Consider the following 12788-nt stretch of genomic DNA (forward strand, 5'->3'; position numbering starts at 1 on the left):
GATTATGCTAGAACTAAAAATACATCTTCTTTATAAAACAAAAGCAACCTTCTCGGTTGCTTTTGTTTTATCCGTTTTTCTTCGCCATGAAGAAAATACGCTCTGTTTGTTCTGTAACTTCAAGTCGCTCAAAATCACCTGTTACACGAAGCACTGTAAAACCTGCTTCTTCAAGCCATTTCGTTAACTCTTCCACTTGATATGCACGTTGCACGTGACATTCGTCAAACCGATGGTACACATCTTCTTCCGGATCTTGAACAAAGAATGTTAAATCATGCTCTACACTATTTGATTCTTCACCAGGGAAGCAATTCCAAATAAGAGATATTTCTTCTCCATTTACTGTATACGTTTCATTTTGAAATACATGATGTATTTTATATAAAGAATGTACATCAAATAAAAACAAACCATCTTGACGTAAATGGTGAGATACTCTTCTAAATGTTTCTTGTACTCCATCTTCTTGCAATACATAATTTAATGAATCACAAAAGATGGTTACACAATCAAACTCACCTGGAACATCAAGCTCGCGCATGTCTTGTTGATAAAAAGGAATAAAGTATCCCTCTCCTCCTAGTTTTTGCTGAGCGACTGTTAACATTTCTTCCGAAAGATCGACACCTATTAAATCGTAACCCTTTTGCACAAGCGGCAGGGTTACATTACCCGTACCGCATGCTACATCAAGAATTTTTGCCTCTTTCATATCTGCCTGCTGTAAACTTTCCTCTGTAAATTCCACCCATTTATCATAAGGGACATCATTCATTAGTTCGTCGTACAACAATGCAAATTGTTCGTATTTCATTTGCCTAACTCTTCTGTAATATCTTCACGTGGCACATCGCCCCATAGACGCTCTAAATTATAGTGATTACGCTCATCTTTATGGAATACATGAGCAACTACATCTCCAAGATCAACTAATACCCAACGTGCTTCGTCAAATCCTTCCATACGTTGTACGTCGATTTGGAACTCATGTGCTTTTGATTTAATTTCACGTGCAATTGCTTGCACTTGTTTGTCTGAATTTCCGTGACAAATAATGAAATAATCTGCAATTGGTGAAATACCTTGCATATTTAGGACAACCATATCTTCTGCTCTCTTATCATCAGCTGCTTTTGCCGCTAATACTAATAAATCTTTATCGTTCATTTACTCATTTCCTCCTTGATAACTGCATTGTATGTTTGGAATGTTAATGGATAAATCGTCTGATCTTTTTCCATTAAAAATTGAATTGTTCTCTTTAACGCAAATAATAAAGCTTGATTTATATCCGTATATGCGAGTTTACGAGCCTCTTCCACTCCTGGAAACTTTCGCCCAGGTTCAATGTAATCAGCTACATAAATCACTTTATCTAACATCGTCATATTCTCATGACCACTTGTATGATATGTAATAGCTTGCAAAATTTCAGAATCCGTAATGCCTACTTCTTTTTCTACTAAGTATGCCCCAACAGGTGCATGCCATAACTCTTTGTTATAGCAAAGTAAATCTTTCGGCAAATCTTCACGTTTAATAATCTCTTCCATTTCTGAAATTGCTCTACATTTCGCATAATCATGGAATATAGCTGCCATCTCTGCTTTTTTCTCGTCCACACCGTATAACTTAGCAAGCTCAATCGCTGTCTCCATTACACCAATTGTGTGTATATAACGTTTTTCATGCATTTGTTGTTTGACAATATGCAGTGCATTCTCACGATTCATACAACCCATTCCTCTCGATATATACCTGTACTTTTTCAGGAAGTAAATATTTACACGTTTTCTTCTCTTTATATCTCTCACGTAATAAGGATGAAGAAACTGCAAATTCCGGAATTTCCACTGTAGTAATCTTATATGGTGTATGCAATGTATACCCAGGTCTTGCAACTCCAACAAACGTTACAAGATTAAGTAAAGCTTCAATGTTATACCACTTCGGTAAATACTCAACCATATCCCCACCAATAATAAAGTGAAACTGCACATCCGGATACTTCTTCGTCAATTGTAACATAGTGTCATACGTATAAGATGGGCCCTTCCTACTTAGCTCTTCTAAACAAATAGAAAAGTGTTCTTCTGCCTCAGTCGCGAGCTCTAACATATGTAAACGACTTTCCACACTTGTAATATTCCGCCCTTGTTTATGTGGCGGAATCTGGTTTGGCAAGAACCATACTTCTTCCAAGTTCAAAGCGTGATATACTTCATTTGCAATTAGCAAATGTCCATAGTGAGGCGGATCAAATGTACCGCCAATGATGCCAATTTTCCTCAAAAGAAACGCCCCTTCCTTTTACATACAGCAACTCTCCTCGGTTAGGAATGAAGAGAGTTGCTATTAATAAAAGTTCAATTGGTTTCGCTCTGTACATCATTACGCATCAGCAATAAAAATAGCGCATGCTAGTCTTTTTATCGAGGAAGCTTAATTTGTTTATTTTCTCTTGATTCTTTGTATAAAACGATTGTGCTTCCAATTACTTGAACGATTTCAGCACGTGCACCTTTTGCAAGTTCTTCTGCAACCTCACGGCGATCGAATTCACAGTTCTGTAGCACACTTACTTTAAATAGCTCACGAGCTTCTAAAGTATCTGCGATTTGTTTAATCATATTTTCATTTACTCCGCCTTTTCCTACTTGAAAAATTGGTGTTAAATGATGTGCTTGTGCACGTAAAAATCTTTTTTGTTTTCCTGTTAACATATATGTTAGCCTCCAAGCTTTTCTATAACTAATTGTTTCATTCGTTCGATATTTGGTGCGCGGCCTGTCCACATTTCAAACGCAAGTGCACCTTGATAAACAAACATATCAATACCATTTTGAATGATTGCACCTTGCTCTTTCGCCTCGCATAAAATTTTCGTTTCAAATGGGTTATAAATTATATCTGATACAATCGTTCCTTTTTTTAACGAAGAAATTTGTAACGGCGTATGTTCAACGCGTGGATGCATACCTATCGTTGTCGTCTGAATGATAATATCATAATTCCCTTGCTCTTCTGTTGCTTTTTCTAAAGATAAAGGAACAGAATGAACAGTAGCCGTACATGCAACAATAAGTTCTTTCGCCTTATCTACTGTACGATTGGCTACATCAATCTCTTTCACACCTACATCGGCAAGAGAAAAATAAATCGCTCGACTAGCACCACCTGCGCCAAGCAATAAAATACGTTTCTCTTGAAGTGGTTCACTACTAACGGACTGCAATGCTCGGACAAAACCAATTCCATCTGTATTGTAGCCAATCAACTTTCCACCCTTATGAACCACTGTATTTACCGCACCAATTTGTTTTGCTAGCGGGTCAATCTCATCCAAATAATCCATAATCGCAACTTTGTGCGGAGTTGTTACATTAAATCCTGAAATACCTAATGCTTTTAAACCTCTTACTGCTTCCCCTAGCTCTTCCTCTTTAACAAGAAAGGCATGATAATGGGCATCCATATTCAAGTGTTCAAATGCATCGTTATGCATAACGGGTGATAGTGAATGTCCAATTGGATTTCCGATTACACCATATAATTGTTTCATAAATCCCTCTCCATATTAAATTAAAGATTTACGCAATGAAACACTTACTCCTTTTGGTACGTGTGCAACAATTTTTGCTCCCGGTTCGTTCACAGTAACCCATCCTAATCCAGAGAATACAACATCCGTTTTTGGTTCACGAATATTAAACTCGTATTTCACTAGATCTGGCATATTTTCTAATTCTTCTGGTGTTGGCGGGCTTAGTAAATCTCCAGCATGATTTTTATATAATTCATCTGCTTTCTCAAGCTTTGTACGATGGATTGTTAAACGATTCGAGAAGTGACAAGTAAATGCACGACGACCACCACTTACATAATCAAAACGTGCCAGTCCACTAAAGAACAATGTTTGTTCTTCATTTAATTGGAACACCATCGGCTTAATTTCTTTTGTTGGTGTAATAAGCTTTAAGCTTTGTTTTCCAACATAGTGAGCCATTTGATGGTGGTTAATAATACCTGGCGTATCATATAAAGAAGATTCTTCATCTAACGGGATATCAATTAAATCAAGTGTTGTTCCTGGGAAATGAGATGTTGTAATTACATTTTCAGTCTCATCACTAAATTCTTTAATCATACGATTAATAAATGTCGATTTCCCTACATTCGTACATCCAACAACATAAACATCTTTGCCGCCGCGATAATACTCAATAGCCTCTGCTAGTTCAGCAATTCCTTGTCCCTTCGCTGCACTAATTAAAAAGACATCTTCTGGTTTTAATCCTAGCTGCTTTGCACTATAGCGCATCCAATGCTTTACTTTATCATGTTTTACTGACTTTGGAATTAAATCAGCTTTATTTCCAACAAGTAATACTTTATTATTTCCTACGAAACGATGTAAGCCAGGTAACCAGCTACCATTAAAATCAAAAATATCTACAATTTTGACTACTAATGCATCTGATTTTCCAATTCCATTTAAAATGCGTAGGAAGTCATCATCTGTTAACGATACATCTTGAATTTCGTTATAATGTTTCAAGCGAAAACAGCGTTGGCAAATGACTTGTTCTTTTTCTAAAGATGAGGCAGGAGCATACCCCACTTCGTTTTTATTTTCTGTTTGAATTTCTACACCGCAACCAATACATTTAATTGTTTCAGTCAAACTTTATTCCTCCCAGTTAATTAAACCTTTTTTCTTCATGTTTTTCATAATTCTTCGTTCGATTTTTCGATTAAAGCGCGTTACTAATCCGTCCGTTTGTGCCACCGGTACAACTAAAATTGTATGAAGGCCTACTCGGTTTCCACCAAGCACGTCAGTCAGTAACTGATCTCCAATTACTACAACTTCATCTGGCTGCAAACGCATCTCTTGTATCGCACGCTTAAATGCGCGAACAAATGGTTTACGTGCACTATGAATAAATGGAATACCTAATGGATCAGCAAAATCTTTCACACGTTGCTCATTATTATTTGAAACGACCGTTACTTGGATGCCTTGCTCTTTCATCTCCAAGAACCATTTTTCAAGTTGCGGCGTTGCATTAGGACGATCCCATTCAATTAAAGTGTTATCTAAGTCAGTAATAACGCCTTTAATCCCACGTTTTTTTAAATCTTCTGGTTGAACATGATATACATTTTTTACATATTCATTTGGTAAAAATAGTTTCAATTTCTTTCACCTCTTTGAGGATTTTTCATAAAATTTTTCGACAACATTTTTCGATATATAACCTGTGGATAAAATTGTACACATTTTCCACATTAATTTTTCAGTTAATTTGGAATTTACTAACAAACTATACACACTTTATCCACCTAGGTATGTGGATAACCACTCGTTTGTGGCTGTCATATTTTTTTGGTACATTAAATGCATCAACGAATCAATCCTTATATTATTAGGAGGTGACTCACCTTGAAAACAAAACATATGGAACAGTTATCCACTGAGTTACTCACTGAGTCTTATTATAAAGCAAAAGAACTAAAATTAAATCCCGACTTCATTTTACTTATAAAACAAGAAATCATTAGACGCTCATTAGAGGACAAGCTTGTCAAATCATCTTGATTACATATAGAGTGAAAGTTTAATCAGCCCGTACCAGTTAAACAGTTAAAGGATACATTATTGGATGCCCTGTAAAAAGAGCCATCCTACGATGGCTCTCGAATAAACAAGTACTCCCATCTAGGGGATTTCATCATTAAGTATCTTTGCCCATAACTCTTACTTACGGTTATAAAAGCTTTTCTTTATTTATGAGCTAAGCGAGTAGCTATTTTTTCACCAAGACGAAGCTCTTGTCCACTCTTTAATTCCTGCACTACTTCTATCATATCTTTTTCAAACAATAACACAACTGTTGAACCAAATGTAAAGTATGCCATTTCTTCACCTTTTTGAACAGTGTCTCTCTCATGCAAAAGCTCAATACTATTAACAAACATGGCACCTACTTTTACAAGAGCCATATGCTCGCCATCACTGCTTACTTCTGTAACAGAACGATAATTTTTTGACAGTGGTTCTTTCCCGTATTCCATACCAGCTGCATTTACCGGATATGATTTTCTACCGAGTACAAATCTTTCAGTCACAGAACCAGAAAGCGGACTATGAATACGATGATAATGACTTGGGCTTAAATAAATAACCATATATGTACCACCTGCATATCGCTGTGCACGTTCTTCATTACCTAGCATATCCACAATCGAATAACGCTTTCCTTTAATATCAAATGTTTTTGTATCCTCAATAGGACCATGATCTGCAAAAACACCATCAACAGGACTAACGATACTCGATGCATCTGCATCAATGCTACGCTTTCCTTCTTTTAGCTTACGCGTAAATAATTCATGCAATGTTCTATATTCCTTCAAACCCTTTTCCATCTCATCTTGATTAATTTGAAAAACTTTCGCATACGATGGAATAATGATAGAGCTCAAACGAGATTGTGCAAATTTACGTAATATATAAGAAGTAAAGCGACCATTTGTAAGTTCTATCATAAGTCGATATAATGTACGTCGCAAATTGCGAAACCCCCTAATCAGTCTATAACTTTAGTTTTCCCTTCTTTTCTTTCTATATCATATGTAAAATTGGTTCTTATTCCCACATATCATATAAAGCAGCCTTATTATACATACAGAAAACTAAGTATGGTATTATTCTTAAATTATTTAGCACCTTCTAATATTACAGATAGAATCCGTCATTTTCAACAGTGAACATGTATTTCTTCTTAGCATAACGCGTTTTCTTTTCTTATTTACAATAAGAAAAGCAGCCCATTTTAAAATATGGCTGCTTCTAATACACTTTACTCTTTCGCTTTTTTCTCTTTCTCTGCCCTTACAAACTCGTGGAACATTTTCATTAAAGCACGCTTTTCGATCCGTGATACGTAGCTTCTAGAAATACCAAGTGCCTTAGCGATTTCCCGCTGTGTTTTCTCCTTATCTAGCCCAAGTCCAAAACGTTTCACAATCACTTCTTTTTCTCTTTCGTCTAAAATATCGATATACTCTTTAATTTTTTCTAACTCCATACTAAGCTGAATCATATCAATTACATCTTCAGACTCTGATTTTAATATATCAATAAGCGATATTTCATTGCCCTCTTTATCTTGCCCGATTGGATCATGAAGTGAAACATCTTTTTTCGTTTTCTTTAGTACACGTAAATGCATCAAAATTTCATTTTCAATACAGCGTGCTGCATACGTCGCAAGCTTCGTTCCCTTTCCTGCAGAATAGCTCTCGATCGCTTTAATGAGCCCGATCGTACCAATTGAAATTAAATCTTCTGCATCTTCTCCTGTGTTCTCAAATTTTTTAACGATATGAGCTACAAGCCGTAAATTATGTTCAATTAAAAGATTTCTCGCTTGAGCATCACCTTGCTCCATTAACTCTAAGTACTTTCTCTCATCATCTGATGATAACGGCTGCGGGAACGCATTATTCTTTACATAAGAAACAAAGACAAACACTTCTCGAACCATGTATCCAATTGCGGCGAATAGACTCAAACCTTTCACCTCCGCCAAAATAGTGGTCTTTATTATGTGTATGTGGGCGTGAGGTTGTTTGTGTCTGTACAGTTTATTTATAAAACTCAACACTTCCAACATTTAAAATATTTTATCGTTATATTATAATTAAATAAAATTGTTATTTATATGAATATGCTATTAAAGGGGACACTATTCATGATTACATTAGATAGATTATTAAATGTAACAATTTATTTAGGGGTATTTTTACTTTTCATTTCGTTCATTACTTTTGTTATTAAAAGAGGGCCGGATTTATTATTTTTTCAATTTGGAATTTCTTTATTTTTTGGAGCTCAAATTATAACTGGAATAAATTTTTTTCATAACTATGGTTTCTCGTTTCACTCAAAACTAGAACTACTTTTCTTTATTTTCTATGTAATTGGAATTATTACATGTATACTACTGTTCTTTCACTTTCAAAATCCGTATCGAATTTTTTTATTAATTTGTAGTTTTTTATTTTTAACTGGTTCCAATTATTACTTTAAAGAAACATTAAATTTTAGTAAAAAAACTCCAAATCAACATAAAACTTTTTTAAGTACACAAGAAGACTCTTTTCCAAAAGAAGTCCGTAAATTTTCAGAGGATTATAATAACATAATAAGGAATGATTTTTATGAAATACCGATGATTCCTACTGAATTACAGATTACAAGCAAAAAAGATTCTTCCCATAGTACATCTTTCTTAGTTGAACTTCATAATAGCGAGAATGAAATTACTGATGACTCTGTACAATTAACTCCATCAGACCGTTTTTATATACTGTTAAATACACAAAAAACAAAAATATCAAAAATTGTATATGAAGGGCAGAATTTCTTCACATTTACAGTCACACTAAAAGCTTTTAATTTACAGCAAGAACCAGAAATTCATAATATGTTTTTAGAAATAGATAAACGTAGAGCGATGAATCTTCTTAATTTTGAAATTAAAGCCCATACTAAAGAATGGAACGTAATATTTAAAAGTGATAATTCTTCTTCCCATCTTCCTATCACATTTACTTTTGAAAAACGAACAGGCAAAGTATAAAAATAAAAAGAGTTATTTTCTTTGAAAAATAACTCTTTTTATTTTACTTACTCCAAATCTTTCTCCCAGTTTTGGCATCAATATAACGAATTTCTCGACTACCGTCGAAGAACTCTTTATAATTCTCATCCGTTGTTTGTTTATACAGCAATTGATATACCGTTTCCTCTGCATCATGATCTACAAACCATTCTAATTTAACTCGGATAGCCTCTCTGTATATTTCTAATGCTTTTTCTTTTGTTACTTTTGGTGTTGTTTCATATGTAAGTAATTCTTTTATAAAGTTGCCACACTCTCCAGAGTAGTGCATCACAGCACCATTTTCTGCATTGATGTTGATCATAATATATTTCCGCTCTACATGAATGTCATTTACATAGATTGAAAAGGAAAACCTCTCTATCCCCTCTTCCTCCTCATAATTATCCCAAAGTTGAACATACTTTGTCGCATCTGGGATAATATGCTCTAAAAATTGAAGTGCCTTGCTTAAACATTGCTCTCTTGATAAGATTGTTTTCCTTTTTTTCTCATCCTTCCACATAAAAAAAGAAAGCAATTGATTTGTTTCTTTATCTAGAGTAATTACAACGAATTCATCATGTTTCAACATTGGAAAATGTTTTTTATAAAACTCATCCATTGAATATGAATCCTTCTCTTCTATTTCTTTTTGTAATTCTTCTTTTAATACAAATTTTATCCGGACTTCATCCTCATCTACTTTTTCATCTATTTTGACAAACTTCCCCTTGCCCCAATCAAATAAATCAAACACATCTTTTTTTTGACTACTCTTTAGCGGTTTATCAACAAGTACTGTAGAAGGTAATTTATAATGTTCTGGCCCGTATAAATCTTTGCCTGTACTTGCATCAATAAATGCATGACTAGGCTCTGGTTCATATACAAGATGGTACCCTTTTACTTCTTCCCCGTTTTCATACTCCCACGAAGAGTATGTTAAATCTACAAATACAAGTCTCATATCTTGTCTAGCTTTCAAATTTTCTAAAACGACATTCTCCTCAACAATTTCACTTGGCCATGACGGCTTTTTCTCTATCGCTTTTTGTCCATTATAATGGAAATTCACAATATTTCCTGGAGGATGAACTCGCACAACACACCCTGTATTCGGCAATGGATAGCCATTCACTTCTTGCATATAATTTACTTCTTTCCAACTGCGCCTGTCATCCTTAACAGTTACATATGTATAAAATTCAGATCCTTCTTTTGTATATTTTTTAAGAATGTATTTGCAATCGCTCTTGCTTTATTTTCCTCTATCGCTTCCTCACCGCTCGAAAAAGCTTTTTCATCCTCTATCCTAAGGTCAACTAAACTACCAGTATGTCTATTCAACGTAATCTGTATTGTTCTCTCCTCATCCGCTTTATGCTCCCACCATAATAGATGATATGGGTCATCCACACCTTCTTGATCATCTACAACAAGCCTATAATCATCTGGAATGTTAATAATATGAGCCACCTGCTCTTTTCTTTCTTTATCTTTTTGATTCATCATACCGCTCCCTTTATTACAATTTAAGGTAATTATAACAAACACAACCAAAAAATATAAACAAAAAAAGACTAGAGATATCTCTAGTCTTCTACTTCGTCTCACGATGCAACGTTACTCGCTTTAATCGTGGACAATATTTTTTTAGTTCGATGCGCTCTGGATTGTTTCGTTTATTTTTTTTAGAAATGTAATTACGATCACCGCACTCCGTACAAGCTAGTGTAATATTTACACGCATATGTAATTCTCCTTTCTTTTTAAGATTGCAAACTAAAACGTAATGATTACGATTTATATATTATATAACTTCATTCTATTTGTCAATTACAAAACAAAAGGGTCTAAATAGAACCCTTTTGTTTAAGTAATCTATGCTTTGTATTAAAATGTTTCGTATGTAACAAACTCACTAATCGGCTTTCGATATCCTCGTGGGCGAGTTTTAGTCGTATCACTTTTTCCTATCGTAATCATTAAAACAGGTACTATATGCTCCGGCATATTTAATTCACTTTGTACTGCTTTTTCATCGAAACCAATCATTGGACATGTATCATAGCCATAATATTTAGCTGCGTACATAAAAGTCATCGCGCTTAACGAAGCATTTCTAATCGCTTCATCCTCCATGAAACGCTCTCCTTTTCCTTCATATAAACCTTTCGTTTGCCTAATTGTATCTTCATATTCACATTCATCAATCATTTTTAAAACTTTCATACCGAAGTAAATATTTTCAACATTTTGGTATGCTTTTTTATCACCACAAACGAGCACTACCGCTGATGCACTCGATACTTTATATTGACCGAAAGCTAATTCTTTTAATCTTTCTTTTCGCTCTTGATCACGAATTACAACATAATGTGTGTGCTGCAAATTATAGCAAGATGGAGAAAGCTTAGTTAACTCAAATATTTTTTTAAAGTCCTCATTAGAGATTTCTATACCTTGTATAAATTTCATTGCAGAACGTCTAGCAATTGCTAATTCTTCAAAGTTCACCATATATCCTCCTCAATAACTATAAATTTAACTATAAATTTAAATATACATTAATTTATACAAATAGATAAATAAAATAAAAACACTTTAAATTCGAATAATAATTATGATTAACAGCAAAAAAGACAAAAAGCTGAAACAATTAGTTCATACGAAATTCACACGAATCTATTACTATAGAAACTGTACATAGTGAACTTATTAACAATCACGTTTATTTATATAAAATCTTACTCGAAAGGAGTTGAAAGTATGAAAACTAAATATCGCTTTATGATCTCATCATTTGCTGCTTGCGCTTATATGATTTGGTATTTAGTATAATAACGACCTCACTTGCAAATAGGAAAAGGTGTGTATATAAATGGAATATAATCAATCAACAGTTAACTACTGGAAAGCTTTTGTATTACCATATACATTTGCTTTAGAAGAGTTAAAAACTAAATTTGAAATTATGAACCGGGAAGCTCAATTTCTAGAGGATTACAACCCGTTTGAACATATAAAAACAAGACTAAAACAACCTGAGAGTATTATTAAAAAACTAGAGCGCAAAAGCTTATTACCAACAGTTGAAAACGCTCAAACACATTTACAAGATATTATTGGTATTCGTATTACATGTTGCTTCGTAGAAGATATCTATCATTTGAAAGAAGTCATTCAAAAACGCGAAGATATGGAAGTCATAGAAGTAAAAGATTATATCGCTAACCCAAAACGAAACGGATATAAAAGTTTACACATGATTATTAAATACCCTTTATCATTAAATTCTGGTACAAAAGATGTATTTGCAGAAATTCAGTTACGTACACTGGCAATGGACTTTTGGGCAAGTTTAGAACACAAACTTTATTATAAATATGAAGGGAAAATACCGGAGTATTTAAAAGATGAACTACATGATGCAGCAATGAAAGCTGAAGATCTTGATAATAAAATGGCCACAATTCGTCAAGATATTGATGATATTGAGGCATGCTCAAATCAAATTATGCTACCACTATAAAAAAAGGTTCTCGCCAATGAGAACCTTTTTTTATACCATTTTGGGAAATATGACTCCTACACTTATTAAAGTTTCACGTTATTTTTTCTCTATTATTCGAACCTCTTCAATCTTCCATTTATCCTCTTCTTTTCCAAGGGCATACTGTACTTTCTTTTGAAGAGTAATGCTGTCGTCTACTTCCTTTTCTTTCGTTTCAACAATAACATACCCTACTTTACTAACTTTCATATCTATATGTTCCAATTCAATTTTCTTATTTCCCTTTTGAAATGCGGCTTCTTTTTGTATTTTTAAGTCTTCGGCACTAGGCATCTTCTTTGAAAATAACTCCATATGTTCTGCAAGATTTTTTTCATTCGTCGTTCGCACAAATGCATTAATAACATCTTGAATAGATCTCTCTTCTTCTTTTGGTATTTGTACCTTTTCCTCAGTTTTTTTAGTAGTAGATTTTTGTTCTACGTTATTCTCTTCTTGTTGACATCCAACTAGTAATACTACAAATACTAAAAGGAACCTTAATTTTCTAAATAATTTTTCCATATTCCCAACTCCTAAAAAGAAAAGTGAGGCAT

Annotated in this window: 17 protein-coding genes and 1 pseudogene; 3 read left to right on the forward strand and 15 right to left on the reverse strand. The window is 33.9% G+C overall.

Annotation, left to right across the window (positions count from 1 at the left end):
* Positions 1-67 precede the first annotated feature (67 nt).
* The 8 genes from F3I02_RS24230 to F3I02_RS24265 all read right to left on the reverse strand — a co-directional run bounded on the left by F3I02_RS24230 (position 68) and on the right by F3I02_RS24265 (position 5203).
* A complete protein-coding gene (locus tag F3I02_RS24230; RefSeq protein WP_196478504.1) occupies positions 68-817 on the reverse strand; it encodes a methyltransferase domain-containing protein in 750 nt (249 codons plus the stop codon).
* Entirely contained in the window at positions 814-1170 is a 357-nt protein-coding gene (rsfS, locus tag F3I02_RS24235) for a ribosome silencing factor (protein ID WP_196478505.1), read from the reverse strand. The genes F3I02_RS24230 and rsfS overlap by 4 nt, the downstream gene beginning before the upstream one ends.
* Positions 1167-1736 (reverse strand): bis(5'-nucleosyl)-tetraphosphatase (symmetrical) YqeK, encoded by a 570-nt coding sequence (yqeK, locus tag F3I02_RS24240; RefSeq protein ID WP_001078477.1) that lies wholly within the window; start codon positions 1734-1736, stop codon positions 1167-1169. The genes rsfS and yqeK overlap by 4 nt, the downstream gene beginning before the upstream one ends.
* On the reverse strand, positions 1726-2295 hold the full coding sequence (gene nadD / locus F3I02_RS24245; RefSeq protein ID WP_001226048.1) for a nicotinate-nucleotide adenylyltransferase: 570 nt from the start codon (positions 2293-2295) through the stop codon (positions 1726-1728). The genes yqeK and nadD overlap by 11 nt, the downstream gene beginning before the upstream one ends.
* 137 nt (positions 2296-2432) lie before the next feature.
* Positions 2433-2726: a ribosome assembly RNA-binding protein YhbY gene (gene yhbY, locus F3I02_RS24250; RefSeq protein ID WP_000955224.1), complete on the reverse strand. Its 294-nt coding sequence runs from the start codon at positions 2724-2726 to the stop codon at positions 2433-2435.
* Positions 2727-2731: 5 nt separating this feature from the next.
* The gene (gene aroE, locus F3I02_RS24255) at positions 2732-3565 is read right to left on the reverse strand and encodes a shikimate dehydrogenase (protein ID WP_196478506.1); all 834 of its coding nucleotides are present in this window, start codon (positions 3563-3565) and stop codon (positions 2732-2734) included.
* Between the two features lie 15 nt (positions 3566-3580).
* Positions 3581-4687, reverse strand: a complete 1107-nt coding sequence (yqeH, locus tag F3I02_RS24260; protein ID WP_196478507.1) for a ribosome biogenesis GTPase YqeH — start codon at positions 4685-4687, stop codon at positions 3581-3583.
* A 3-nt stretch (positions 4688-4690) separates the two neighbouring features.
* On the reverse strand, positions 4691-5203 hold the full coding sequence (locus tag F3I02_RS24265) for a YqeG family HAD IIIA-type phosphatase (RefSeq protein WP_000765314.1): 513 nt from the start codon (positions 5201-5203) through the stop codon (positions 4691-4693).
* Between the two features lie 246 nt (positions 5204-5449).
* Here F3I02_RS24265 and sda point away from each other — a divergent pair, with 246 nt between their 5' ends.
* Entirely contained in the window at positions 5450-5605 is a 156-nt protein-coding gene (sda, locus tag F3I02_RS24270; protein WP_000850094.1) for a sporulation histidine kinase inhibitor Sda, read from the forward strand.
* A 185-nt stretch (positions 5606-5790) separates the two neighbouring features.
* Here the strand turns inward: sda and F3I02_RS24275 are convergent, their stop codons facing one another.
* Together F3I02_RS24275 and sigK are read right to left on the reverse strand one after the other, a co-directional pair.
* The gene (locus F3I02_RS24275; RefSeq protein WP_001254988.1) at positions 5791-6579 is read right to left on the reverse strand and encodes a phosphatidylserine decarboxylase; all 789 of its coding nucleotides are present in this window, start codon (positions 6577-6579) and stop codon (positions 5791-5793) included.
* Positions 6580-6869: 290 nt separating this feature from the next.
* Positions 6870-7583, reverse strand: a complete 714-nt coding sequence (gene sigK / locus F3I02_RS24280; RefSeq protein WP_000051382.1) for an RNA polymerase sporulation sigma factor SigK — start codon at positions 7581-7583, stop codon at positions 6870-6872.
* A 150-nt stretch (positions 7584-7733) separates the two neighbouring features.
* Between sigK and F3I02_RS24285 the strand changes: the two genes are divergently transcribed.
* The gene (locus tag F3I02_RS24285) at positions 7734-8654 is read left to right on the forward strand and encodes a hypothetical protein (protein WP_080345733.1); all 921 of its coding nucleotides are present in this window, start codon (positions 7734-7736) and stop codon (positions 8652-8654) included.
* A 43-nt stretch (positions 8655-8697) separates the two neighbouring features.
* Here the strand turns inward: F3I02_RS24285 and F3I02_RS35030 are convergent, their stop codons facing one another.
* The 4 genes and pseudogenes from F3I02_RS35030 to F3I02_RS24300 form a co-directional block, all read right to left on the reverse strand.
* On the reverse strand, positions 8698-9645 hold the full coding sequence (locus F3I02_RS35030; protein ID WP_374058661.1) for a YcdB/YcdC domain-containing protein: 948 nt from the start codon (positions 9643-9645) through the stop codon (positions 8698-8700).
* A 147-nt stretch (positions 9646-9792) separates the two neighbouring features.
* Positions 9793-10190 (reverse strand): annotated as a pseudogene (locus F3I02_RS35035) (YcdB/YcdC domain-containing protein); the annotation flags it as partial.
* Between the two features lie 88 nt (positions 10191-10278).
* On the reverse strand, positions 10279-10428 hold the full coding sequence (gene rpmG / locus F3I02_RS24295) for a 50S ribosomal protein L33 (protein ID WP_001265617.1): 150 nt from the start codon (positions 10426-10428) through the stop codon (positions 10279-10281).
* A 143-nt stretch (positions 10429-10571) separates the two neighbouring features.
* Entirely contained in the window at positions 10572-11198 is a 627-nt protein-coding gene (locus F3I02_RS24300) for a nitroreductase family protein (RefSeq protein ID WP_000245986.1), read from the reverse strand.
* Between the two features lie 361 nt (positions 11199-11559).
* Here F3I02_RS24300 and F3I02_RS24305 point away from each other — a divergent pair, with 361 nt between their 5' ends.
* The gene (locus F3I02_RS24305) at positions 11560-12210 is read left to right on the forward strand and encodes a GTP pyrophosphokinase (RefSeq protein ID WP_000456230.1); all 651 of its coding nucleotides are present in this window, start codon (positions 11560-11562) and stop codon (positions 12208-12210) included.
* A gap of 78 nt (positions 12211-12288) precedes the next feature.
* Here F3I02_RS24305 and F3I02_RS24310 read toward each other — a convergent pair whose 3' ends face one another.
* On the reverse strand, positions 12289-12756 hold the full coding sequence (locus F3I02_RS24310; RefSeq protein ID WP_000413043.1) for a hypothetical protein: 468 nt from the start codon (positions 12754-12756) through the stop codon (positions 12289-12291).
* Positions 12757-12788 lie beyond the last annotated feature (32 nt).

The sequence above is a fragment of the Bacillus sp. SRB3LM genome, from assembly GCF_015712745.1.
GTDB classification, from domain to species: Bacteria; Bacillota; Bacilli; order Bacillales; family Bacillaceae_G; genus Bacillus_A; species Bacillus_A thuringiensis_K.